Annotated in this window: 19 protein-coding genes and 1 pseudogene; 7 read left to right on the plus strand and 13 right to left on the minus strand. The window is 72.9% G+C overall.

What is annotated here, in order from left to right:
* Positions 1-36: 36 nt before the first annotated feature.
* The gene (locus Q3W68_RS01150) at positions 37-753 is read right to left on the minus strand and encodes a VIT1/CCC1 transporter family protein (RefSeq protein ID WP_302903687.1); all 717 of its coding nucleotides are present in this window, start codon (positions 751-753) and stop codon (positions 37-39) included.
* Positions 750-1,607 carry a type I methionyl aminopeptidase gene (map, locus tag Q3W68_RS01155; protein ID WP_302903688.1) on the minus strand — a complete coding sequence of 286 codons (858 nt, stop codon included), beginning with the start codon at positions 1,605-1,607 and terminating at the stop codon, positions 750-752. Before map ends, Q3W68_RS01150 begins: the two co-directional genes overlap by 4 nt.
* A 94-nt stretch (positions 1,608-1,701) precedes the next feature.
* Here map and Q3W68_RS01160 point away from each other — a divergent pair, with 94 nt between their 5' ends.
* Complete coding sequence (locus Q3W68_RS01160) at positions 1,702-2,016, plus strand: STAS domain-containing protein (protein ID WP_302903689.1); 315 nt, start codon at positions 1,702-1,704, stop codon at positions 2,014-2,016.
* A 57-nt stretch (positions 2,017-2,073) separates the two neighbouring features.
* Positions 2,074-2,778 carry a hypothetical protein gene (locus Q3W68_RS01165; protein ID WP_302903690.1) on the plus strand — a complete coding sequence of 235 codons (705 nt, stop codon included), beginning with the start codon at positions 2,074-2,076 and terminating at the stop codon, positions 2,776-2,778.
* A 9-nt stretch (positions 2,779-2,787) separates the two neighbouring features.
* Here the strand turns inward: Q3W68_RS01165 and Q3W68_RS01170 are convergent, their stop codons facing one another.
* The 5 genes and pseudogenes from Q3W68_RS01170 to Q3W68_RS01190 all read right to left on the minus strand — a co-directional run bounded on the left by Q3W68_RS01170 (position 2,788) and on the right by Q3W68_RS01190 (position 11,000).
* Positions 2,788-6,456 carry a SpoIIE family protein phosphatase gene (locus Q3W68_RS01170; RefSeq protein ID WP_302903691.1) on the minus strand — a complete coding sequence of 1,223 codons (3,669 nt, stop codon included), beginning with the start codon at positions 6,454-6,456 and terminating at the stop codon, positions 2,788-2,790.
* 205 nt (positions 6,457-6,661) lie between these two features.
* Positions 6,662-7,373 (minus strand): annotated as a pseudogene (locus Q3W68_RS01175) (gamma-glutamyl-gamma-aminobutyrate hydrolase family protein).
* Positions 7,370-8,137 carry a 3-oxoacyl-ACP reductase gene (locus Q3W68_RS01180; protein WP_302903692.1) on the minus strand — a complete coding sequence of 256 codons (768 nt, stop codon included), beginning with the start codon at positions 8,135-8,137 and terminating at the stop codon, positions 7,370-7,372. The pseudogene Q3W68_RS01175 and the gene Q3W68_RS01180 overlap by 4 nt, the downstream one beginning before the upstream one ends.
* A 5-nt stretch (positions 8,138-8,142) precedes the next feature.
* Positions 8,143-9,498, minus strand: a complete 1,356-nt coding sequence (locus tag Q3W68_RS01185; RefSeq protein WP_302903693.1) for an aldehyde dehydrogenase — start codon at positions 9,496-9,498, stop codon at positions 8,143-8,145.
* Between the two features lie 137 nt (positions 9,499-9,635).
* Positions 9,636-11,000: a glutamine synthetase family protein gene (locus Q3W68_RS01190; protein ID WP_302903694.1), complete on the minus strand. Its 1,365-nt coding sequence runs from the start codon at positions 10,998-11,000 to the stop codon at positions 9,636-9,638.
* Positions 11,001-11,086: 86 nt separating this feature from the next.
* Here Q3W68_RS01190 and Q3W68_RS01195 point away from each other — a divergent pair, with 86 nt between their 5' ends.
* Positions 11,087-12,265 carry a sorbosone dehydrogenase family protein gene (locus tag Q3W68_RS01195; RefSeq protein ID WP_302903695.1) on the plus strand — a complete coding sequence of 393 codons (1,179 nt, stop codon included), beginning with the start codon at positions 11,087-11,089 and terminating at the stop codon, positions 12,263-12,265.
* Between the two features lie 29 nt (positions 12,266-12,294).
* Here Q3W68_RS01195 and Q3W68_RS01200 read toward each other — a convergent pair whose 3' ends face one another.
* The 6 genes from Q3W68_RS01200 to pcaF form a co-directional block, all read right to left on the minus strand.
* On the minus strand, positions 12,295-12,672 hold the full coding sequence (locus tag Q3W68_RS01200; protein WP_302903696.1) for a nuclear transport factor 2 family protein: 378 nt from the start codon (positions 12,670-12,672) through the stop codon (positions 12,295-12,297).
* A gap of 30 nt (positions 12,673-12,702) precedes the next feature.
* Complete coding sequence (locus Q3W68_RS01205; RefSeq protein WP_302903697.1) at positions 12,703-14,277, minus strand: amino acid permease; 1,575 nt, start codon at positions 14,275-14,277, stop codon at positions 12,703-12,705.
* A 262-nt stretch (positions 14,278-14,539) separates the two neighbouring features.
* Positions 14,540-15,040, minus strand: coding sequence for a DUF456 domain-containing protein (locus tag Q3W68_RS01210; RefSeq protein ID WP_302903698.1), 501 nt, complete (start codon positions 15,038-15,040; stop codon positions 14,540-14,542).
* 87 nt (positions 15,041-15,127) lie between these two features.
* Positions 15,128-17,278: a bifunctional diguanylate cyclase/phosphodiesterase gene (locus Q3W68_RS01215; RefSeq protein WP_302903699.1), complete on the minus strand. Its 2,151-nt coding sequence runs from the start codon at positions 17,276-17,278 to the stop codon at positions 15,128-15,130.
* A 4-nt stretch (positions 17,279-17,282) separates the two neighbouring features.
* Complete coding sequence (locus Q3W68_RS01220) at positions 17,283-18,101, minus strand: SAM-dependent methyltransferase (RefSeq protein ID WP_302903700.1); 819 nt, start codon at positions 18,099-18,101, stop codon at positions 17,283-17,285.
* Between the two features lie 116 nt (positions 18,102-18,217).
* A complete protein-coding gene (pcaF, locus tag Q3W68_RS01225) occupies positions 18,218-19,423 on the minus strand; it encodes a 3-oxoadipyl-CoA thiolase (protein ID WP_302903701.1) in 1,206 nt (401 codons plus the stop codon).
* 97 nt (positions 19,424-19,520) lie between these two features.
* On the opposite strand from pcaF, the gene Q3W68_RS01230 reads away from it, so the two are divergent.
* From Q3W68_RS01230 to Q3W68_RS01245, 4 genes are all read left to right on the plus strand, one after another.
* Positions 19,521-20,486 (plus strand): glutathione S-transferase family protein, encoded by a 966-nt coding sequence (locus tag Q3W68_RS01230; RefSeq protein ID WP_302903702.1) that lies wholly within the window; start codon positions 19,521-19,523, stop codon positions 20,484-20,486.
* Positions 20,479-21,147, plus strand: coding sequence for a DUF998 domain-containing protein (locus tag Q3W68_RS01235; RefSeq protein ID WP_302903703.1), 669 nt, complete (start codon positions 20,479-20,481; stop codon positions 21,145-21,147). The genes Q3W68_RS01230 and Q3W68_RS01235 overlap by 8 nt, the downstream gene beginning before the upstream one ends.
* A gap of 136 nt (positions 21,148-21,283) precedes the next feature.
* Positions 21,284-22,564: a dicarboxylate/amino acid:cation symporter gene (locus Q3W68_RS01240; RefSeq protein ID WP_302903704.1), complete on the plus strand. Its 1,281-nt coding sequence runs from the start codon at positions 21,284-21,286 to the stop codon at positions 22,562-22,564.
* Between the two features lie 67 nt (positions 22,565-22,631).
* A complete protein-coding gene (locus Q3W68_RS01245; RefSeq protein WP_302903705.1) occupies positions 22,632-23,699 on the plus strand; it encodes an NADH:flavin oxidoreductase/NADH oxidase in 1,068 nt (355 codons plus the stop codon).
* Positions 23,700-23,701: the final 2 nt, after the last annotated feature.

Consider the following 23,701-nt stretch of genomic DNA (forward strand, 5'->3'; position numbering starts at 1 on the left):
GCCCGCCGACGGCTGACCGTCGCGGACGGCTCAGCGTCAGCCGATGCCGCCGCCGACGCCGATCAGCGCGCCGATCAGGTAGGTGGCGCCGGCCGCCAGCGCGCCGAGCAGCAACTGCCGCAGCCCGCTTCGCCACCAGGCGCGGTTGGTGAACCGGGCCACGATCGCGCCGGCCACGAAGAGCCCCACCCCGCCGACGGCGAGCGCCAGCCAGAGGCTGGTGAAGCCGAGCAGGTACGGCAGCAGCGGCACCAGCGCGCCGACGGAGAAGCAGACGAACGACGAGATCGCGGCGGCCCACGGGCTGGGCTGGTCGTCGGGGTCGACGCCCAGCTCCTCCCGCACGTGCACCCGCAGTGCCTCCTCCGGGTTGGCGCGTACCGCCTCGGCGACCTGCGTCGCCAGCTCGCGGGGCAGTCCGCGGGCGACCCAGGCGTCGGCCAGCTCCCGGGCCTCGGCCTCCGGGTGGCGTTCCAGTTCGCGCCGCTCCTTGGCCACCTCGGCGGCTACCTGCTCGTTGGCGGACCGGACGCTCGTGTACTCGCCGAGGCCCATCGAGATGGCGCCGGCCACCAGGCCGGCCGTGCCGGTGAGCACCACGCTGCGCGGGGACACCCCGCCGCCGCCCACACCGGCGATCAGCGCGATGTTGGTGACGAGACCGTCCATCGCACCGAAGACCGCGGGACGCAGCCAGCCGCCGGAGACGTCCGCGTGGTGCGCCTCGCGCAGCGCGGCAGGGGTGTCGGTCACGGCAGCGTCAGGATCTCGTAGCCGTCGTCGGTCACGACGATGGTGTGCTCGAACTGAGCCGTCCACCTGCGGTCCTTGGTGACCACCGTCCAGCCGTCGTCCCACATGTCGTACTGGTAGGTGCCGAGCGTGATCATCGGCTCGACGGTGAACGTCATCCCGGGCTCCATCACGTCGGTGGGGCGCGGGCTGTCGTAGTGCGGCACGTAGAGGCCACTGTGGAACGCCTCGCCGATGCCGTGCCCGGTGAAGTCGCGGACCACGCCGTAGCCGAAGCGCTTGGCGTACGACTCGATCACCCGGCCGATGACGTTGATCTGCCGCCCCGGGGCGATGGCCTTGATGCCGCGCATCATCGCCGTATGGGTCCGCTCGACCAGCAGGCGGGCCTCCTCGCTCACCTCGCCCACGCAGAACGTGGCGTCGGTGTCGCCGTGCACGCCGTTCAGGTACGCGGTGACGTCGACGTTGATGATGTCGCCGTCCTGGAGCACGGTGGTGTCCGGGATGCCGTGGCAGATCACCTCGTTGAGGCTGGTGCAGCACGACTTGGGGAAGCCCCGGTAGCCGAGCGTCGACGGGTAGGCGCCGTGGTCGCAGAGGAACTCGTGCACCACCTTGTCGATCTCGTCGGTGGTCACCCCGGGCTTGCAGTGCTCACCGGCGAGCTGGGTGGCCTGGGCGGCCAGACGCCCCGCCACGCGCATCTTCTCGATGGTCTCCGGCGTCTGCACGTGCGAGCCGCGCCACTCCTGCGGGCGCTTCTTACCCACGTACTCCGGGCGCGGGATGTGGGCGGGGACCGCTCGCCACGGGGAGAGCGTGCCGGGGGTCAGCGGCTCACGGACGGTCATGGTCCAAGCCTATCGCCGGGGGCGGTGTGCCCCTCGCCACAGGCCCGCCGGGCAGGTTGTTGCCGTGCCGCAAACGCTGTGCCATTGTTGCTCCGTGGATCAAGGGGGCGCGGCACCCGTCTTCTCCGTGACGGCGCAGGCCGACGGCGACCAGGTGCGCGTCCAGGTGACCGGCGAGGTCGACATGGCGACCGCCGACACCATGTTCCAGACCGCGCTCCGCGAGCCCGCCAAGCGGCTCACGCTCGACCTGCGGGCGGTCACCTTCTTCGACTCGGCCGCCATCCACGCGGTGGTCCGGCTCGCCCAGCGGTTCCCGGACGCGCTCACCGTGCTGCCGTCCCCGCAGGTCCGGCGCGTACTGGACATCTCCGGCCTGGGCGACCAGGAGTGGCTGGCCGGGGCCTGACCCGCCCGGGCGGCGTCGTCAGGGCGGCCCGCATCGACCGTCGTTACGATGTGGCCCATGGTCGACCCGCAGTTGCCCGAGATCATCGCGGCTTGGGGGAACGTCGAGCACGACCCGACGGCCCGCGCGGCCGCGGTCCGGGACACCGTCGCCTGGAGCCTCGCCGCAGCCGACCGCAAACGCGCGTACGAGGAACCGCTCCGGCGGGCGTGGCTGCTGGCATGCCTGGTTCCCGGCCTTCCGCCCACCGACATCGACGACGGCCAGTTCAGCTATACCGTTCGCGACCTGGCCCGACGGCCGCTCGTCGCGGAGGTGGTGGCCGCGATACCCGAGTCCCTGCCCATACTTCCCGGTGCCGAACGGTCCCAGCCTGCTGACGCGGACCGTCCGTCCGCGCGTCTGCGCGAGTACCTGCTGGTCGACGGCACTGTCAGCCTGGACGTCAGCCTCGCCGAGTTCACGCCGGACGGCGCACCCGACCTCAGCTCGGAGGGTCGCCTCGTCCCGACGTGGCACCTGTCCTGGCCCGAGGAGTCGACATGGACGCACGGCGTGGACTGGAACGACTTCGACGCCTGGACCGGCGGGATCCTTGAGGCCGAGGCGGGCGTCCTCTATGCCGAGGCGGGTGACACCGGCTGGTTCCGACTGGGGCTTGACAGCCCCCGGCCCGCCGATGACGTTCTCGCATTGTTTCTCCGGGCCGGACTCGCCGCATACCGCCGTGCCGCGAACGTGCTCGGCATCGACTGTCCGTAGATCGCTGGCTCAGTCCCGGTCGGCCAGCCGGCGGCGCAGCGTCAGCTCGGTGCCGTTCGCGGTCCGGGTCACGGTCATCTCCGCCAGCGCCTGGATCAGCGTCAGCCCGCGCCCCCGGAAGCTCGACCCGCTCGACTCCCGCCAGCGCCCGCTGTCCCGGATGGTCGCGGTGACAGTACGGTCGGCGATCGTCACCTCGACCTCGATCGTCGGGTCCGCCGGGTCGACCGGGTGCTCGATCGCGTTCGCCGCCGCCTCGGAGACGGCCACCGTCAGGTCGAACAGGTCGGTCTCGCCGACGTGGTGGGCGACGAGGAAGTCCTCCAGCCGCTTCCGCAGCACGCTGAGCCGGGTCGGGTCGGCGGGCAGGCGCAGCGCGAAACGGTTCAGCTCGGCCGCCTCAAGCGCGAGCACCGCCACGTCGTCGTGCCGGGACCGCCCGGCGACCCGCTCGACCACGGCGTCGACCAGGTCCGCCACGTGCGCGGCGCGCGCCGTCGCGTCCGCCCGCAACTGGCCCAGCCCGGCGTCGATGCCCGCGGACCGGTCCTCGATCAGGCCGTCCGTGTAGAGCAGGAGCCGGCTGCCCGGGGCGAGTTCTCCCTCGGTGGCCGGGTAGACGGCGCCGGGAATGGCCCCGATCGGCGGTCCGAGGGCCCGATCGTGCAGGAAAGCCACGTCGTCTCCTCGGATCAGCAGGGGTGAGGGATGGCCCGCGCTGGCGTACCTGATACGGCCGGTGCGCGGGGAGAAGCCGAGGCAGACCACAGTGGCGAAGGAGCCGCTGCCGGCGGAGTGGACCAGCCGGTTGAGCCGGGTCAGCGCCTCGCCCGGGTCGTAGCCCTCCAGGACGTACGCCCGCAGCGCGTTGCGGAGCTGGCCCATCGCCGCGGCGGCCCGCACGCCCTTGCCGACCACGTCGCCGATGACCAGCACCAGGTCGTCGTCGGCGGTGGCCATCACGTCGTACCAGTCGCCGCCGACCTCCACGTCGGCGCTGCCGGGCAGGTAACGGCTGGCCACCACCGCGCCGGGCAACTGCGGCAGCGTACGTGGCAGCAGGCTGTGCTGGAGCGTGGTGGCGATGTGGTGCTCGGCCTCGTACAGCTGGGCGTTCTCCAGCCGTACGCCGATCAGCCGGGCCAGTTCGGTGAGCGCGGCCTCCTCGGTGCCGCCGCCCTCCCGGCGCCACACGCGCAGCTCACCGAGCTGCTCGCCGGACGTGCCGGTCAGCGGCAGCACCACTGTCGGCTCGGCGGGCAGGTCGCCGCCGGCGTCCTCCTCGTGGCGGGCGCCGGTGGCGGTGACCCGGACGCGTCCGGCCTCGGCCAGGCGCAGCGCGTGCCGGGCGGCCACCCGGACCACCTCGGCTGTGGACCGGGCGGTGTTGATCTCCACGGCGGCGTCGGCGAGTGCCCGCAAACGGCGGATGATCTGCCCGCGCAACTGGCCCAGCTCGACGTTGGCCCGGACCCGGGCCACCAGCTCCTGGCTGGAGAAGGGCTTGGTCAAGTAGTCGTCGGCGCCGGTGGACAGACCGGCGACCTCCTCGGCGGCACCGGCCCGCGCGGAGAGCAGCACGATCGGCACGTGCCGGGTGGCCGGGTCGGAACGCAACGCGGTGACCAGCCCGAAGCCGTCCAGCCGGGGCATCATCACGTCGGTCAGCACCAGGTCGAACGGGGTCTTGACGGCCAGCCGCAGCGCCTCCGCGCCGTCCGGCACGGCCACCACCTCGTACGCCGGGGAGAGCAGCCGCACGACGTGCTCGCGCAGGTCGGGGTTGTCGTCGGCGAACAGGATCCGGCCCGCGCCGCCGGTCGTGCCGTTCGCCTCGGGCAGCCCGACGGGCCGGGCCACCTCGTCGGTCCAGAGCGCCGTCTCGGCGACGTACAGGCGGGCCTGCGCCGGCTCACCCAGCGACATCGGGGAGAGGGCGGACACCCGGTCGGCGGGCAGGTGCGCGTACCCGAAGGGCATGGTCACTGTGAACGTCGTACCCCGGTCGACGACGCTGTGCGCGGTCACCGTGCCGCCGTGCATCTCGACCAGCTCGCGGACCAGGGCGAGCCCGATGCCGGTGCCCTCGTGGGTACGGGAGCGGGCGCCGGCCACCCGGTGGAACCGCTCGAAGACCTGCGGCAGTTCCTCCGGCGCGATGCCGACGCCGGTGTCGGTGACCTCCAGCACGGCGGTCCCGTCAGCGGCACGCATCCGGACCCGGATCTCGCCGTCGAAGGTGAACTTGACCGCGTTCGACACCAGGTTGAGGACGATCTTCTCCCACATGTCCCGGTCGACGTAGACCGGCGCGGGCAGCGGCGGGCAGTCCACCACCAGGCGCAGCCCGGCCCGCTCGGTGGCCGAGCGGAACGTGCTGGCCAGCCGTGAGGTGTAGTCGGACAGGTCGGTGGGCTGGTAGCGGGCGGCCAGCCGACCGGACTCCAGCCGGGAGAAGTCGAGCACCGTGTTGACCAGCTTGAGCAGGCGCAACCCGTTGCGGTGCATGACGGTCAGCCGGTCGAGGTACCGGTCGGGCACTTCCCGGTCGACGAGCAGTTCCTCGAGCGGCCCGAGGACCAGCGTCAGCGGGGTACGGAACTCGTGGCTGACGTTGGCGAAGAAGTTGGTCTTGGCGCGGTCCAGCGCGGCCAGCTCGGCGGCGCGGGCGCGTTCCTGCTCGTACGCCCGCTGCTTGCCCACGGCCCGGGACACCTGCGCGGCGACCAGGTCGACGAAGTCGCGGTAGTCGTCGGTGAACGGCAGCCGGCGCGACACGCCGAGCAGCAGCACGCCGGCCGGCTCGTTGGTGGCGGTCAGCGGCAGCAGGAGCGCCCGGTCGGCGGCGTCCGGCGGCACCGCGCCCGGCAGGTCGGCGGTGGCGATCCAGCGCGGCTCGGTGAACGGCCCGCCGTCGGGCAGTCCGGGCGGCGGGCCGGCGACGGTGGCCGGGTCCACGCCCGAACAGCCGCCCGGCACGAGCGACCCGCCCTCACCCTGGAACCACAGCGCGCTGAACGGCACGTCGGCGCGATGGGCGTCGAGCACCCGGGTGACGGCCTGACCCAGTTCGAGCAGGCCGGGCACGTCGCCCAGCTCGTTGCCCAGCTCGGCGAGGGCGCGCAGCCGGCGCTCGCCGAGCACCCGGCCGGTGGTCTCGTTCACGAAGCAGAACACGCCGCCGACGGTGCCGTCGGCGCTGCGGATCGGGTCGTACGAGATGTCGAAGTAGACGTCCTCCAGGAATCCGTGCCGGTTCAGCACGAAGGGATGGTTCTCGCCCCGGTAGGCCACACCCGTGCGGCGTACGCCTTCCAGCAGCGGGCCGAGCACGTCCCAGGTCTCCGCCCAGTACCGCCGTGCGGACTGGGCGATCACGGCCGGGTGCTTCTCGCCGATCGTCGGCCGGTAGGCGTCGTTGTAGAAGGCGAGGTGCTCGTCACCCCAGAAGATGACGATCTGGGCGCGGGACGACAGCATCGTGCTCACCGCGTGGGAGAACGCGGCGGGCCAGCGGTCCGGGCTGCCGAGGGCGGTGGTCGACCAGTCGAAGCGGCGCAGCCGCTCGCCCATCTCGCCACCGGCGGCGAACGCCGCGGTCAGCAACGGCGGTAGTGACGCCTCGCCGGCCGCCGGGAACGAACGATCATCGTCCCCGCCCCCCAGGGCCGAGCCCATGCAGCCTCCCGCTCCGGCATGATCACGACGGCCGGCGATTCTCCGCCGACCGTCCCCGCCTACTACCCCGACGGAGGAGCAACGTAACGCACCCGCACCGTTCGACGCTGCTTACCTACGCCTCATCCTGGCGTAACCGGCGGGCCGGGGCGAGTCGGGCAGTCCTCGCCGGTTGACCGGGCCGCGGATTCGCCTTTTGCCCCACCTACGAAACGCGGGTGTGTGATCTGGCCGACATCGCGGAGCGGACCAGCGCGGCCACCGGCCGCGGGTCGGCCTCGTTCTCCGGATGCCACTGCACGCCGAGCACGAAGCGCCGCGCCGGGTCCTCCACCGCCTCGATCACCCCGTCGTCGGCCCAGCCGGTCACCGCCAGGCCGCCGGGGTCGGCCACCGCCTGATGGTGGTACGAGTTGACCCGCTCCACCCCGGCCATGACCAGCCCGGTCAGGGTGTCCGGGGCGAAGCGCACCGGGTGCGCCCCGTACACGCCCGGCGCGGGACGGTGCCCGTCGTGCCCGACCACGTCCGGCAGGTGCTGGTGCAGCGCGCCGCCGTACGCCACCGCGAGCAACTGCATCCCCCGGCACACGCCCAGCACCGGCAGGTCGGCGGCGAGCGCGGCGGTGAGCAGCGTCATCTCCCCGGCGTCGCGGTCCGGACGGCTCTCGGTACGCGGGTCCGGCGGCTCGCCGTACCGCTCCGGGCCGACGTCCGCGCCGCCGGCGAGCAGCAGCCCGTCCAGCAGCCCCAGCACGTCGGCGTCGGCGTCGTCGGGGGGCAGCACCACGGCCCGGCCGCCCGCCGCGGTGACCGCCCGGACGTACGCGTGCGGCACGAGCGTCGCCGGCACGTCCCGCCACACCGGCCCAGCCGGCCGGCTCGACGTACGCGGTGATGCCGATGACCGGCCTCATAACGGAGTGACGTAGGCGCCGGTGATGCCGCCGTCGACGACGAACTGCGCGGCGGTCATGAACGAGGCGTCGTCGCTGGCGAGGAACGCCACCGCGGCGGCGATCTCGGCGGGGTCACCGAACCGGCCCATCGGCACGTGCACCAGCCGCCGGGCGGCCCGCTCCGGGTCCTTGGCGAACAGCTCCAGCAGCAGCGGCGTCGCCACCGGCCCGGGGCACAGCGCGTTGACCCGGATGCCCTCGCGGGCGAACTGCACGCCCAGCTCCCGGGTCATCGCCAGCACCCCGCCCTTGCTCGCCGTGTACGCGATCTGCGAGGTGGCCGCGCCCATCAGCGCCACGAACGACGCGGTGTTGATGATCGAGCCCTTGCCCTGCCGGCGCATGTGCGGGATGACGTACTTGCAGCACAGGTAGACGCTCGTGGTGTTCACCCGCAGCACCCGCTCCCAGGCGTCCAGCCCGGTCTCCAGGATGGAGTCGTCGTCCGGCGGCGAGATGCCCGCGTTGTGGAACGACACATCCACCCGTCCGTGCCGCTCGACCACCCCGTCGAACAGGTCGCGGACCGCCGTCTCGTCGGCCACGTCGGCGGCGACGAACTCCCCGTCCACCTCCTGCGCCGCCCGGGTGCCGGCGTCGGCGTCGATGTCCACGCACACCACCCGGGCGCCCTCGGCGGCGAAGCGGCGTACGGTGGCCAGCCCGATGCCGCTGCCCGCGCCGGTCACCACTGCCACCCGGTCGGAAAGCCGTCCCTGCACTGTGATCACTCCTCGGTGCCGATGAACACGTTCTTGACGTCGGTGAAGGCGTGCAGCGCGTCCGGACCCAGCTCCCGGCCCAGGCCGGAGCGTTTCATCCCGCCGAACGGGGTCCAGTAGCGCACCGAGGAGTGCGAGTTGACGCTGAGGTTGCCCGACTCGACGGCGCGGGCCACCCGCACCGCGCGCCCGACGTCCCGGGTCCAGATCGAGCCGGAGAGCCCGTACTCGGTGTCGTTGGCGAGCCGGATCGCGTCCGCCTCGTCGTCGAACGGCAGGACCGAGACGACCGGGCCGAAGACCTCCTCCTGCCAGTGCCGGTCCGCCGGGGAGTCGGCGAGCAGCACCGTCGGGGCGTACCAGAAGCCGGGGCCGTCGGGGCAGGAGCCGGTGAATGCGACGTCCGCCCCGTCGACGTAGCCGGCGACCCGGTCCCGGTGCCCGGCGGAGATGAGCGGGCCCATCTCGGCCGTCTCCCGGGCCGGGTCCTCCACCCGCAGCGCCCGTACGGCCGGTTCGAGCAGTTCCAGGAACCTGTCGTACACCTGGCGCTGGACCAGGATCCGGGAGCGGGCGCAGCAGTCCTGGCCGGCGTTGTCGAAGACCGCGTACGGCGCGGTGGCCGCCGCCTTCTCCAGGTCCGCGTCGGCGAAGACGATGTTGGCCGACTTGCCGCCCAGCTCCAGCGTCACCCGCTTCACCTGGGCCGCGCAGCCGGCCATGATCCGGGTGCCGACCTCGGTCGAGCCGGTGAAGCAGATCTTGCGGACCGCCGGGTGGGTGACGAACCGCTCGCCGACCACGCTGCCCCGACCGGGCAGCACTGTGAACACGCCGTCGGGCAGGCCGGCGTCGCGGGCCAGCTCGGCCAGGCGCAACGCGGTCAGCGGGGTCAGCTCGGCCGGCTTGAGCACCACCGTGTTGCCGGCGGCGAGCGCCGGGGCGAAACCCCAGCCGGCGATCGGCATCGGGAAGTTCCACGGCACGATCACCCCGACCACGCCGAGTGGTTCGTGGAACGTGACGTCGAGCCCGCCGGGCACCGGGATCTGGTGCCCGGTCAGTCGTTCCGGCGCGCCCGCGTAGTAGTCGAGCACGTCGCGGACGTTGCCCGCCTCCCAGCGCGCGTTGCCGATGGTGTGCCCGGCGTTGCGCACCTCCAGCTGGGCCAGCTCCTCCAGGTGCGCGTCGACAGCTGCCGCGAACCGCCGCAGCAGCCGCCCCCGATCCCCCGGCGCCACATGACGCCACGACTCGAACGCGACAGCCGCCCGCGAGATCGCGGCATCCACGTCGTCGACCGAGCACCCCGGAACAACCCCGATCCCCGCCCCGTCAACAGGCGAGATCACCTCACCCACGGTTCCCCCTCTCCCTCTCACCCCGGTGATCTTGCAGTTGGCGCCCCGGCGAAACCCGCATAACGCCCAATCCGGGGGCCGCAAGTGCAAGATCGCGGGGGCGGGAGCGGGAGCGGGGGCGAGGGAGGGCGGCGGGGTCAGAGGCGTTCGAAGCCACGGGTCAGCTCCCAGTCCGTCACCGCGGCGTCGAAGGCGGTCAGCTCGACCTTGGCCTGGTTGGCGTAGTGGGCGGCCACCTCGTCGCCGAACGCCTCCCGGGCCACCTCCGAGCGCTGCCACAGGTCAAGCGCGTCACGCAGCGTGGTGGGCACCCGCTCGGCGTCCGGGTCGTCGTACGCGTTGCCGGTGCACTCCTCCGCCAGCTCCAGCTCGTTCTCGATGCCGTGCACCGCCCCGGCCACCAGCGCGGCGATCGCCAGGTACGGGTTGACGTCCGCCCCCGGCACCCGGTTCTCCACCCGCATCCCCTGCCCGTGCCCGACCAGCCGCAGCGCGCAGGTGCGGTTGTCGGTGCCCCAGCGAAGCGCGGTCGGCGCGAACGAGCCGGGCTGGTACCGCTTGTACGAGTTGATGTTCGGCGCGAAGAAGAGGCTGAACTCGCGCATGGTGGCGAGCAGCCCGGCCAGCACCCGCTGCCCGGTGACGCTCAGGTGCGCCGGCCCGTCCCCCAGCATCGCCGACGAGCCGGAGGCGTCACGCAGCGAGAAGTGGATGTGGCAGGAGTTGCCCTCCCGCTCGTTCGGCTTGGCCATGAACGTGATCGCCATGCCCTCCTGGGCGGCGATCTCCTTGGCGCCGTTCTTGTAGATGACGTGGTGGTCGGCGCAGCGCACCGCCTCGTCGTACCGGAACGCGATCTCGTGCTGGCCGAGGTTGCACTCGCCCTTGGCGCTCTCCGGCGTGAGCCCGGCCCCGGCCATCTCGGTGCGGATGCGGCGCAGCAGCGGCTCGACCCGCGCGGTACCGAGCAGGGAATAGTCCACGTTGTACTGGTTGGCCGGGGTCAGGTCGCGGTAGCCGCGCCGCCACGCCTCCTCGTACGAGTCGCGGTAGAGCACGAACTCCAGTTCGGTGCCGGCGTACGCGGTCAGCCCGTGCGCGGCCAGCCGGTCGAGCTGGCGGCGCAGGATCTGCCGGGGTGAGGCGACCACCGGGCCGGAGCCGTCCAGCCACTCCAGGTCGGCCAGCAGCAGCGCGGACCCGGGCTGCCAGGGCGTCCGGCGCAGCGTGTCCAGGTCGGGGCGCATGGCGAAGTCGCCGTAGCCGCGTTCCCAGCTCGACATCGCGTACCCGTCGACCGTGTTCATGTCGACGTCCACAGCGAGCAGGTAGTTGCAGCCCTCGCTGCCGTGCGTGACCACCTGGTCGAGGAAGTAGGGCGCGTGGAACCGCTTGCCCTGCAGTCGGCCCTGCATGTCGGTGAGGGCGAGCACCACCGTGTCGATCTCACCCTCGGTGACGGCGACCCGCAACTGTTCCAGCGAGAGCGGCGTTTGCTTCATCAGGGGCCTCCATGACCAAGGTCTACTGGCAAACCGGATCACCGTCAATGCCCCGGCGGGGCCGGTGGCGAAACCGAGGAGCACACATGCGCCGTCGTACCGTCGCGGTCGTCGCCGCCGTCCTCGCGATCGTGCTGGCCGCGACCGACGCCCACGCGGGCAACCGGCCCACCGAGCGGCGACCGGCGGACGGCCCGGCCCGGCCGGTCCCCGCCGACGCGCGACAGCGCCCGGTCGCGCTCGACCTGCGCGGCTTCGACGGGCGCGCCGGCTGGTCCGGCTACGACCTGACCCGCCCCCGCGTCGTCGCGACCGGGCTGGAGGCGCCGTGGGGGCTGGACTTCCTGCCCGACGGCAGCGCCCTGGTCGCGCAGCGGGACCAGGGCACGATCCTGCGCGTACGCCCGGGACGCCCGGCCCGGCAGGTGGCCCGGATCGCCGACGTGGCCGCCGGCGGCGAGGCGGGCCTGCTCGGGCTCGCGGTCTCCCCCCGGTACCGCCGGGACCGGTGGGTCTACGCCGCCTACACCACGGCGGCCGACATCCGGATCGTCCGGTTCCGCCTCGGCTCGTCGCGTGCGCCGCAGGTGCTGGTCAGCGGCATCGCCCGCAGCGCCGTCCACGACGGCGGCCGGATCGCGTTCGGGCCCGACGGCATGCTCTACGCCGGGATCGGCGACGCCGGGGTGGCGGCCCGCGCGCAGGACCTGACCAGCCGCAACGGCAAGATCCTGCGGATCCGGCCGGACGGCGGCGTGCCGGCGGGCAACCCGTTCCCCGGCTCGCTCGTCTACAGCTACGGCCACCGCAACGTGCAGGGTCTCGCCTGGGACCGGCACGGCCGGCTGTTCGCCACCGAGTTCGGGCAGAGCACCTGGGACGAGGTGAACCGGATCGTGCCCGGCGGCAACTACGGCTGGCCGCTCGTCGAGGGCGTCGCCGGTGACCCCCGGTTCCGCGACCCGGTCGTCGTCTGGCCGCCCGCGCAGGCGTCCCCGAGCGGCGCCGCGTTCACCAGGGGCACGCTCTACGTCGCCGCGCTGCGCGGCGACCGGCTCTGGGCGGTGCCCGTCGACGCCGCCGGCCGCGTCGGCGTACCGGTGGCGGAGCTGGCCGGCACCTACGGCCGCCTGCGTACCGTCGAGGTGGCGCCCGACGGCGCGCTGTGGGTCGCGACCAGCAACCGCGACGGCCGCGGCACGCCGGCGGCCGGCGACGACCGCATCCTCCGCTTCCCGCTCACCCACCGCCGCCCCACGATCTGACCCCGGGGGTACGCGGACAGCCGGCGGCGTCACATCGGCTGGACCCAGGCGGACCGCCACTGCGGGGACGGGTCCGTGCCGAGGCTCGTCCAGTACTCACGGCCGTCGACGATCCGCCCGTCGCGCACCGTCCAGAACGATGCGACCCGGTGCACGCCCATCCCCTCGTGCGGCACCTCCACCTCGGACACCACTGTGTCGCCCGCTGCCACCACCCGGAGCACCCGGATCGACCAGCCCTCCGGGTACTCGGCGTTGATCTTCACGTAGTTCTCGCGGCCCACGATCCGCTCGGCGCTTACCGGCCACTCGACCACCACGTCGTCGGCCAGCACCTCGCCGACGCCGGTCCAGTCCCGGGCCTGCATGCGATCCCACAACGCGCGTACCACCGCTTCCGAGTCCATGGCCGGATCATGGCAGGCCGCACCGACACGTCACGACGGCTCGGCGGGTTCGGGCTCGGGCTCGGCCTGGTCGACGGTGCGGCGCGGGCCGGTGAACCACTTGCGGGCCGAGGCGTACCACCAGACGGCGACGCCGAGCAGCACGCCGCCGATCGCGATGGGCGCGTAGTTCACAGCCGTCCAGCTGAAGTCGGGGTTGCCGGGCACACCGGCCGGGACGATCGGCAGCACGAAGTAGACCGAGATGACAGCGATCTCGACCACCGCGATCCAGCCGAGCAGCTTGTAGCGCCGGCCGAGCGTCCACGGGCCCGGGGTGAACCGGTCGCCCATCCGCAGCCGCAGGAAGATCGGGATGATGAAGGACAGGTACAGCCCGATCACCGCGACCGACACCACCGCGTAGAACGCGACCGGGATGCCGCCGCGCTGGTAGAGCGCGGGCAGCGTGAGCACGAGCCCGGCCAGCGTCGCCCCGATGATGGCGTTGACCGGCGTGCCGTTGCGGTTCACCCTCGACCACAGCCGCCAACCGGGCACCGCCCGGTCCCGGCTGAACGCGTACGCCATCCGCGACATCGAGGTCACGCAGCTCATGCCGCAGAAGAACTGCCCGATGGTGGAGATGATGATGACGACCTTGAAGAAGAACGGCGTCAGCGCGGACTCGAAGATCGCCCCCGAGAAGCCGCCCGCCTCGTTTATCGCGTCCACGTCGGTGGCCGCGAACAGGAACGCCAGCAGCAGGATCCAGCCGCCCACCGCGGAGTAGAAGATCGACCGCCACAGCCCCTGCGCGGCGGCCTTGGAGGCACCCCGGGTCTCCTCGGAGACGTGCGCGCAGGCGTCGAAGCCGGTGATCGTGTACTGCGTGAGCAGGAAGCCCAGCGGCAACACGTAGAACCAGAACGCCAGCCCGCCGGTGTCGCCGTCACCGAAGCCGGAGTTGTTGAACCGCTCGGTGAAGACGAACTGGAAGCTCTGGTGATTGTCCGGGACAAGGACCAGGATCAGCACCACGGCGGCCGCGCCGGCCACGTGCCACCAGACCGAGACGTTCTGGAGTACGTCGATGATGCGGTGCCCGTAGATGTTGATCAGCCCGTGCAGCGCGAGGATCACCACGAACAGCCCGAACGTCTGGTGCCCGGTGCCGGCCCAGCCGTCGAACAGGGCCGACAGCGTCAGGTTGAGGAACGTGGCGCAGCCGTAGTCGACCGACGCGGTCACCGCGACCAGCCCGATCAGGTTGAGCCAGCCGGTGAACCAGCCGTGCACCGGCCGGCCCATCGTCGCCGCCCACCAGTAGATCCCGCCCGCTGTCGGGTACGCCGACACCAGCTCGGCCAGGCAGAAGCCGATGATCAGGATGAACAGCGAGATCAGCGGCCAGCCCCAGGAGATCGCCACCGGGCCGCCGTTGTTCCACGCCTGGCCGAACGTGGTGAAGCAGCCGGCCAGGATCGAGATGATGGAGAACGAGATCGCGAAGTTGGAGAAGCCGCTCCACTTGCGGCGCAACTCCTGTTTGTAGCCGAGTTCGGCGAGTCGCCGGGCGTCGTCGTCCATCGGCTGCTCGGCGGTCGGCGCGGGCGTCGTGGCCACTGCACACCTCCTCGAGGCGATGCTCGTGCGAGTGCTCGCAGTGTGCTCCCGGCCGATCAAGGGGGTCAATACGTACCCCGGAAATTGCGTTGTCGCCCGATCCCACCCGGGGCATCATTGTGGGCGTGACCAGGCCCGACCCGACGGGCCGGCACCGGGCGCTCGGCAACGCCCGGTCCGCGGCGGCGCGCGGCGTCCACCTCTCTCTCACTGATGTACGGCGATCGGCCGTACCCTCCGGACGCCCCGCGCCGCCGCACCTCTAGACGAACAGCAACCCCGCGACCCACAGCGCGGCGATCATCAGGCCGGCGGTGAACTCCAGCACCATCGACAACCCGGCCGCCTTGAGCGCCTGCACAGTCGCCGGCCAGGCCAGGCGGGTGTCGCCCAGCCGCAGCCGCTCCGCGCCGAAGATCCCGCCGACGAAGCCGATCGGCAGCCCGACCACCGGGATCACGAAGAACCCGACCAGGCCGAGCAGTCCGCCCGCAAGCAGGGACGTGGTGGGCACCGCGGTCCGCTTCAGGTTCCGCCCCGGCCAGAGGTACTTGAGCACGGTGCCGCCGGCGGCGATCACCGTGGCGGCGGCGAGCACCGCCCAGCGGCCCGGTCCGGCGTCGCCGAACAGCGTCCACACCAGCACGCCGCCCCAGCACAGCGGCAGTGCCGGCAACCCGGGCACGATCACCCCGGCCAGGCCGGCGACGATCGCCAGCGCGGCGACCACCGACACCACGGCCTGCGAATCGGTGAGGCTCACCGTTCTCCCTTCCTCGCCTGCCGCGTGCGCGGGAGGTGTTAAGCGGGGCCCCCTCCTCTACCGGAGGCGTTAAGAGGGGGCCCTTCCTTACCCGCCCAGGCGGGCGCGGATGCCGTCGGCCGGCATCGGGGCGCCGAACAGCCGGCCCTGACCGGTGTCGCACCGCAGCGCCCGCAGCCGTTCGGCCTGCACCTCGGTCTCCACCGCCTCGGCCGTCACCGACAGCTCCAGGGCGTGTGCCAGCCGGACCAGCGCGTCCACGATCCGCTCGTCCCGGTGGTCGGCGACCGCGTCGGCGCCGTCACCCCGTATCCCCTCGACGAACGGGCCGGCCAGCTTCACGCAGTGGATCGGCAGCCGCCGCAGGTACGCGAGGTTCGAGTAGCCGGTGCCGAAGTCGTCGATGGCCAGCCGCAGCCCGAGCCCGGCGAGCTGGTGCAGCGTCCGCAGCGGCTCGCCGGCGCTGCCCATGACGGCGCTCTCGGTCAGCTCCAGCTGCAACAGCTCGGCCGGCAGGCCGGTGTGCTGCAACGCCTCGGCCACCGTCTCCACGATGGCCGGGTCGTCGGCCTGCCGGGCGGCCAGGTTGACGCTCATCACAGGCGTGGTGTCCGGGTACGCGCGCCGCCACGACTCGGCGTCGCGGCACGCCTGACGCAGCACCCAGGCGCCGAGCCGGACGATCAGGCCGGTCTCCTCGGCCAGTCCGATGAACCGGTCCGGCCCGATCAGCCCCAGCTCCGGGTGCTGCCAGCGCACCAGCGCCTCGACCGCCACCATGGTGCCGTCCAGCAGCGACACGATCGGCTGGTAGTGCAGCACGAACTCGCCCCGGTCCAGCGCGGCGGGCAGGTTGGCGGCCAGCGCGGAACGGGCGATGTCGGCGGCGCTGCGCTCCGGGTCGTACACCGCCCAGCGGCCCCGGCCCTCCGCCTTGGCCCAGTAGAGCGTGGTGTCGGCGGCCTTCATCAGGTCGCCGACACTCGTCTCCGCCGCCGGGCACTCCACGATGCCGATGCTCGCCGACACGGCGAGCTGCTGGTCACCGACGTGCACCGGCGCGGACACCGCGGCCAGCGCCAGCTCGGCGACCTCCACCGCGTCGTCGATGCCGCCGTCGGAGTCGACCAGGATCACGAACTCGTCACCGCCCATCCGGGCCACCAGGTGACCCCGGCCGGCCACGCAGTCGCTGAGCCGGCGGGCGATCACCTTGAGCAGCCGGTCGCCCAGGTCGTGGCCGAGGCTGTCGTTCACCGCCTTGAAGCCGTCCAGGTCGATGAAGCACAGCCCGACACGCTGGTCCGGACCGGCACGGTCGAAGACGTCGCCGAGCGACTCGAAGAACAGCGTCCGGTTGGGCAGGCCGGTCAGCGGGTCGTGCAGCGCCTGGAAGCGCAGCCGCTTCTGCAACTCGTACCGCTGGGTGATGTCCTCCACCATGGCGACTGTGAACCGGGGACGCCCGTCGTCGTGCCGGATCAGCGAGACCGCGAGGTCGGTCCAGACCACGCTGCCGTCCTTGCGGTAGTAGCGCTTCTCCACCCGGGCGCTGTCCCGCTTGCCCTCGATCAGCTCCTGGTACAGCTCCCACATCCCGGCCGCGTCGTCGGCGTAGGCGAGCGCCGACACGTTCATCCGCCGCATCTCCGCGACTGTGTAGCCGAGCATGTCCGCGAAGGACTGGTTGACCTCGATGATCCGCCCGTCCACACCGGCGATGCCGATCCCGATGGCGGCGCCGGTGAAGACCGCCCGGAAACGCGCCTCGCTGTCCCGCAGCGCCTGCTCGACGGTGTCCCGGGCCTGCCACGCGGACCGGGCGATCCGCTCCTGCTGGCTGAAGACCCGGTCGCGCAGCGCGCGGGCGAACCCGGCGGCGAACGCGCCCTGGAGCAGCGCGACCCGCTCGCGCAGCTCGGGCGACTCGGTCCGCGACGGCAGCACCCAGGGCAGGAACCGGTCGCCGAGCGCCTGCACCGACCAGTCGAGCACGCCGGGCTCGGTGAGGTGCGCCTCGACCAGGGCACGCCCCACCTCCTCCGCGGGGCGGGCGGAGAAGGTGGGGGCGAGCAGGGCCTCGCCGAGCCGCTCGGTGAGCGGCACCAGCAGGCGCTCGGTCTCGGCCGCGCTCAGCGGCACGAACCCGATGCGGCGCACCGCGCGAGCCCACTCGGCGGCGTACGCGGCGGCGCCGGGCCGGCTGACGTCTCCCCCGTCGCTGTCCGGGGCGCGCATGGGCTCAGCCGGCGGCGCGGTCGTGCCGGGCGACGCCGCCGAAGGCTCCGAACCGTTCCGGATGCTCGTCCACGTCCGACGGGGAGTCGGGCCGCCACAGCGGCATGTGCACCACGCCCGGTTCGAGGATCGTCCAGTCGCCGAAGAAGCCGGTGATCTCGGCCCGCGAGCGCAGCGTGATCTCGGTGGCGGTACGCGCCGACAGCCGCTGCGCGTCCAGCATCTCCTGCGGCTGGTCCTCGAACGTGGAGTGGGAGATGACCAGGTAGCTGCCGGGCGCGGCGGCGGCGCGCAGCGTGGCCAGGATGTCGGCCGGGCGGTCGGCGTCGGGCACGAAGTGCACCACGCCGGCGAGCAGGATGCCCAGCGGCCGGTCGAAGTCGATCAGGCCGCTGGCGCGGGCGTGGTCCAGGATCAGCTTCGGCTCGCGCAGGTCGGCCAGGACCGCGGTGGCCCGGTCGTTGCCGGCGAGCAGTTCGTGGCTGTGCGCCACGGCGACCGGGTCGATGTCCACGTACACGATGCGGGCGTCCGGGTTGGCGGCCTGCGCGACCTCGTGCACGTTGCCGACGGTGGGGATGCCGGAGCCGATGTCGAGGAACTGGTCGATGCCGGCGTCGAGCAGCACCCGTACGGCCCGGCGCAGGAACTCCCGCCCGGAGCGCATGGTGGCGGCCAGGTTCGGCGTCATGGCCGCGATCTGTTCGGCGAGCTGCCGGTCGATCTCGAAGTTGTGCGCCCCACCAAGGAAGTAGTCGTAGACCCGGGCGGCGCTCGGCCGGCTCAGGTCGATCTCGGTGGGCAGGCTCTCCGGCGTCTGCATCGCTCGGTCCCCCAGGTCGTCGTCCGCCGTCGATGGCGGATCATGTGGTCCAGACCACTCTAGGCCGGTACGGCCGGGTACGGGAGATCCACAGCGGGCGATGCTGCCGCCCCGGGTCAGTCGGCCGATTCCAGCAGCAGCGAGATGCCCTGGCCGACGCCGATGCACATGGTGGCGAGCGCCCGCCGGCCGCCCCGGCGGCGCAGTTCCAGCGCGGCGGTCAGCGCCAGCCGGGCGCCGCTGGCGCCGAGCGGGTGACCCAGCGCGATCGCCCCGCCGCCCGGGTTGACGTGCTCGGCGTCCTCCGGCAGGCCCAGCTCGCGCAGCACCGCCACCGACTGCGCGGCGAACGCCTCGTTCAGCTCGATCACGTCCACGTCGGTGAGCGCCAGGCCCGTCCGGTCGAGCAGCTTCCGGGTCGCCGGGACCGGGCCGATGCCCATGATCCGCGGCGGTACGCCCGCCGACGCGGCACCGCGTACCCGGGCCAGCGGGGTGAGGCCGTAGCGTTCGACGGCGGCCGCGGAGGCGACGAGCAGCGCGACGGCGCCGTCGTTGACGCCGGAGGAGTTCCCGGCGGTGACGGTGCCGCCCTCGCGGAACGGGGTGGGCAGCGCGGCGAGCTTCTCCAGCGACGTCTCGCGCGGGTGCTCGTCGACCTCGACCAGCTTCGTCTCGCGCCGGCCCACGGGCACCGTCACCGGGACGATCTCCTCGGCCAGCCGGCCGTCGGCCTGCGCCTTGGCGGCCCGCTGCTGCGACCGGTACGCGAAGGCGTCCTGCGCGGCCCGGTCCACGCCGAACTCGGCTGCCACGTTCTCCGCCGTCTCCGGCATCGAGTCGATGCCCCACCCCTTCTTCATCAGGGGGTTGACCAGCCGCCAGCCGATCGTGGTGTCGTACACCTCGGCGGTGCGGGCGAACGGCGTGGCCGCCTTCGGCATGACGAACGGCGCGCGGCTCATGCTCTCCACGCCGCCGGCCACCACCAGGTCGGCCTCCCCGGCGACGATCGCGCGGGCGGCGGAGGCGAGCGCGTCCAGGCCGGAGCCGCAGAGCCGGTTGACGGTGCTGCCCGGCACCTCCTCCGGCAGGCCGCCGAGCAGCGCGGCCATCCGGGCCACGTTGCGGTTGTCCTCGCCGGCCTGGTTGGCGCAGCCGAGGATCACGTCGTCGGTGCGGGCCCAGTCGACCGACGGGTGGCGGGTCACCAGCTCGCGGACGACGTGCGCGGCCAGGTCGTCGGGGCGGACCCCGGCCAGCGCGCCGGCGTACCGGCCGATCGGGGTGCGGACTCCGGCAACGAGATAGGCCACTGTCATCGCGCGTACGTCCTTCGGGGGTGGGAAGGGGCGGTCGGCGGGTCGCGGGGGTACCCGGCGTCAGGATATCCGTGACCGGAGCGGATAGGTTTGCCGCATGTCCGGGGCTCAGTTCAGCGCAGAGACCAGCGGCGGCGGCGCGTTCGTCCGCCAGCCCAACCGGTTCACCGGGCGGGTCACCCCGCACTCCACGTCACCGGAGGGCGGCGGGCCGGACGAGCAGGGACGCTGGCCGCTGGAGGCGGGCCGCTACCGGCTGATCTGGTGCCGGGCCTGCCCGTGGGCGCACCGGGCCCGGATCGTGCGTGGCCTGCTCGGGCTGGACGAGGTGATCTCGCTGGGCACCGTCGACCCGATCCGGGACGAGCGGGGCTGGCGGTTCGCGCTCGACCCGGACGGCTTCGACCCGGTGCTCGGCATCGGTTTCCTGTCCGAGGCGTACCTGTCCACCGATCCGGACTACACCGGCCGGGTGACGGTGCCGGCGCTCGTGGACACGCTCACCGGCCGGGTGGTGACGAACGACTATCCGCAGCTCACGCTCGACTTCTCGACCGAGTGGCGGCGGTTCCACGCGCCGGACGCGCCGGATCTGTACCCGGTCGAGCTGCGCCCGGAGATGGACGCGCTGATGGCGGAGATCCACCGGGACGTCAACAACGGCGTCTACCGGTGCGGCTTCGCCACCTCGCAGGAGGCGTACGACGAGGCGTTCACCGCGCTGTTCGCCCGCCTCGACGCGCTGAGCGAGCGGCTGGCCGGGCGGCGCTACCTGATGGGCGACGCGATCACCGAGGCGGACGTGCGGCTGTTCACCACGCTGGTGCGCTTCGACGTGGCGTACCACGGGCACTTCAAGTGCAACGAGCGCAAGCTCACCGAGATGCCGGTGCTCTGGGCGTACGCGCGGGACCTGTTCCAGACGCCGGGCTTCGGCGAGACGGTGGACTTCGACCACATCAAGCGGCACTACTACGGCACGCACGACATGATCAACCCGACCCGGATCGTGCCGCTGGGGCCGGATGAGTCCGGCTGGACCGCCCCGCACGGACGTGGCTGAGGACACAGCCCGCCGGATCGCCGCCGCGTTCGCCGCCGTCTGCCTGGCCGCCGGCGTGGCAGCGGTGACGGTCGCGGTCGTCGCCGGTCCCGGTCCCGGTCCGACCGGGTACGTGAGCGAAGCGGGCATCACGGACAGCGGGTACGCCGGGGCGTACCGGATGGGGATCTTCTCGGTGGCCGCGTCGCTGCTGCTGCTCGCCGGGGCGTTGCCACCGGGGTTGCGCGCGGCGGCCGGGCTGCTCGGCGCCGGCGCGGTCGCCACAGTGGTATCCGGCGCGGTGACGTGCAGCGTGGGCTGCCCGCTGCCGCCGTTCGAGGCGACCACTGTGGCCGACGTGGTGCACGGCGGGGCCAGCATCGTGGCGACCGCCGCGGTGGTGCTCGCGATGCTGGTGCTGCTCTTCTCCCCGGCTGCGGACCAGGGGCTGCGGCGGATCGCCGCGGTCGGCGCGGCGCTGGCGCTGCCGGTGGCCGTCGTGGTCGCGCTGGCGTTGCTGCTGGTCGGGCGCAGCAGCCTGCTCGGGGTGTCGGAGCGGGTGCTGCTGGTCGTGGCCGCCGCCTGGGGGCTGGCCACCGCCGGCTACCTGGCTGTAAGGAGCCTCACCGGCGACGGTCCTTCCGTTCCGGCCCGGGAGGGGAGTAACGTATCGCGACGATGACCAATGTCTGGTGCCTCACCGAGCGCCTGTACGTCGATCTCCGACGGCAGGCCAGCGGCGTCTGTCCGGCCTAGTTCCACGCCCCGACGCCCGCCTTCCCTCTCCAGACCTTGGATTCGTCCCCATGACCTCCGCCTTGCGCAGAATCCCCTTCTCCGTCCAGATCCTGCTGGGCCTCGTGCTCGGCGTGGCGCTCGGTTTCCTCGCCCGCGCCGCCGACCTCGCCTGGCTGACCAGCACGCTCGACACCGTCGGCGGCCTCTTCGTCCAGCTGCTCAAGCTCGCCGTGCCGCCGCTGGTCTTCACCGCCATCGTGGTCAGCGTGGTCAGCCTGCGCGGCGTCGCCAACGCCGCCCGGCTGGCAGTCAAGACTCTGCTCTGGTTCGCCGTCACCGCGCTGATCGCGGTGAGCATCGGCATCGGCCTCGGCCTGCTCACCGACCCCGGCCGGGGCGTCAACCTGGACCCGGCCGGCGCCACCGCGCCGAAGACCACCGGCTCCTGGATCGACTTCCTCACCGGCATCGTCCCGACCAACCCGGTCGGCGCGTTCGTCGAGGGCAACGTCCTCCAGATCGTCTTCCTCGCCCTGGTGGTGGGCACCGCCGCGCTGCTGGTCGGCGACGCCGCCGAGCCGTTCGTGGCGCTCAACCGCTCGCTGCTGTCGATCGTGCAGAAGGCGCTCTGGTGGGTCATCCGGCTCGCCCCGATCGGCACGCTCGGCCTGATCGGCAACGCCGTCGCCTCGTACGGCTGGGACCTGCTGGCCCCGCTCGCGAAGTTCACCACAGCCGTCTACGTCGGCTGCGCCCTGGTGCTGTTCGTGGTCTACCCGGTGCTGCTCGCGGTGGCCGGCAAGCTCAACCCGCTGCGCTTCTTCGCCGGCGCCTGGCCCGCCATCGAGCTGGCCTTCGTCTCCCGCTCCTCGGTGGGCACCATGCCGGTGACCCAGCGCTCGGTCGAGCGCCTCGGCGTCCCCCGCGAGTACGCGTCCTTCGCGGTGCCGTTCGGCGCCACCACGAAGATGGACGGCTGCGCCGCCATCTACCCGGCGCTCGCCGCGATCTTCGTGGCGCAGGTGTTCGGCGTGAACCTGGGCGTCACCGACTACCTGCTCATCGCGTTCGTCTCGGTGGTCGGCTCGGCCGCGACCGCCGGCCTGACCGGCGCGATCGTCATGCTCACGCTGACCCTGAGCACGCTGGGCCTGCCGCTGGCCGGGGCCGGCCTGCTGCTGGCCATCGACCCGATCCTGGACATGATCCGTACCGCCACGAACGTGGCCGGGCAGGCCGTCGTGCCGACCATCGTGGCCGCCCGGGAGGGCACGCTCGACCGGGCCGCGTACGACTCGGCCGGCAAGCGCGACCTGATCGAGCCGGTCGAGACCGAGCGGCTCGACCCCGTACCCGCCTGATCCACACTCCAACGGGTGCGTCTCCCACAAGGAGGCGCACCCGTTGCCCTGACCGGAGGATCCGAGAATGAGCGCCCTGTTCACCCCGCTCGCCCTGCGCGGCGTCACCCTGCCCAACCGGATCGCGCTGGCGCCCATGTGCCAGTACAGCGCCGGACCGGACGGCCTGCCCACCGACTGGCACCGCGTCCACCTGGGTTCCCGCGCCGTCGGCGGGGCCGGCCTCGTCATCACCGAGGCGACCGCAGTCGTGCCCGAGGGCCGGATCAGCCCGCAGGACACCGGCCTCTGGTCCGACGCGCACGTCGACGCGTGGCGGCCCATCACCGCGTTCGTCGCCGCTCACGGCGCGGTGCCGGCCGTACAGCTCGCGCACGCCGGGTTCAAGGCGTCCACGTACCGCCCGTGGGCGCCGGCCCGTGGCGGCGTGCCGGACGCCGAGGGCGGCTGGACCCCTGTCGGCCCGGGCGACCAGCCGTTCGTCCCGGACTACCGCACCCCGACCGCGCTCGACGAGGCGGGCATCGCGGCCGTGGTGGACGCCTTCGCCACCGCCGCCGGACGGGCGCTGGACGCCGGGTTCGCCGCCGTGGAGATCCACGCCGCGCACGGCTACCTGCTGCACGAGTTCCTGTCCCCGCTGACCAACCGGCGCACCGACGGCTGGGGCGGCGACCGGGCCGCCCGGATGCGGCTCACCCTGGAGGTGGCCCGCGCGGTACGCGCCGCAGTCGGCGAGTCGGTGCCGGTGCTGACCCGGATCTCCGCCACCGACTGGACCGACGGCGGCTGGACCGTCGAGGACAGCGTGGTGCTCGCCGGGGAACTGGCCGCCGCCGGAGTCGACCTGGTCGACACCTCCTCCGGCGGCGCGGCGGCCCGGGCGTCCATCCCCGTCGGACCCGGCTACCAGGTGCCGCTGGCCGCCCGCATCCGCCGCGACGCCGGGGTGCCCACCGGAGCGGTGGGGCTGATCGTCGAGCCCGAGCAGGCCGAGCAGATCGTGGCCGGTGGCGAGGCGGACCTGGTGCTGCTGGGCCGGGAACTGCTCCGCGACCCGTACTGGCCGCGCCGCGCCGCCGCCAAGCTCGGTGCCACCCCCGCCTGGCCCGACCAGTACGCCCGAGCCTTCTGACC

The organism is Micromonospora sp. C28ISP2-4, assembly GCF_030519385.1.
In the GTDB taxonomy this organism is placed as follows: domain Bacteria; phylum Actinomycetota; class Actinomycetes; order Mycobacteriales; family Micromonosporaceae; genus Micromonospora; species Micromonospora tulbaghiae.

What these genes read in the sequence shown, in the direction of transcription:
- map (WP_302903688.1), bottom strand. Translation starts at nt 1,607, where the DNA reads ATGACCGTCCGTGAGCCGCTGACCCCCGGCACGCTCTCCCCGTGGCGA.
- Q3W68_RS01165 (WP_302903690.1), top strand. Translation starts at nt 2,074, where the DNA reads ATGGTCGACCCGCAGTTGCCCGAGATCATCGCGGCTTGGGGGAACGTC.
- Q3W68_RS01170 (WP_302903691.1), bottom strand. Translation starts at nt 6,456, where the DNA reads ATGGGCTCGGCCCTGGGGGGCGGGGACGATGATCGTTCGTTCCCGGCG.
- Q3W68_RS01190 (WP_302903694.1), bottom strand. Translation starts at nt 11,000, where the DNA reads ATGAAGCAAACGCCGCTCTCGCTGGAACAGTTGCGGGTCGCCGTCACC.
- Q3W68_RS01195 (WP_302903695.1), top strand. Translation starts at nt 11,087, where the DNA reads ATGCGCCGTCGTACCGTCGCGGTCGTCGCCGCCGTCCTCGCGATCGTG.
- Q3W68_RS01200 (WP_302903696.1), bottom strand. Translation starts at nt 12,672, where the DNA reads ATGGACTCGGAAGCGGTGGTACGCGCGTTGTGGGATCGCATGCAGGCC.
- Q3W68_RS01215 (WP_302903699.1), bottom strand. Translation starts at nt 17,278, where the DNA reads ATGCGCGCCCCGGACAGCGACGGGGGAGACGTCAGCCGGCCCGGCGCC.
- Q3W68_RS01220 (WP_302903700.1), bottom strand. Translation starts at nt 18,101, where the DNA reads ATGCAGACGCCGGAGAGCCTGCCCACCGAGATCGACCTGAGCCGGCCG.
- pcaF (WP_302903701.1), bottom strand. Translation starts at nt 19,423, where the DNA reads ATGACAGTGGCCTATCTCGTTGCCGGAGTCCGCACCCCGATCGGCCGG.
- Q3W68_RS01230 (WP_302903702.1), top strand. Translation starts at nt 19,521, where the DNA reads ATGTCCGGGGCTCAGTTCAGCGCAGAGACCAGCGGCGGCGGCGCGTTC.
- Q3W68_RS01245 (WP_302903705.1), top strand. Translation starts at nt 22,632, where the DNA reads ATGAGCGCCCTGTTCACCCCGCTCGCCCTGCGCGGCGTCACCCTGCCC.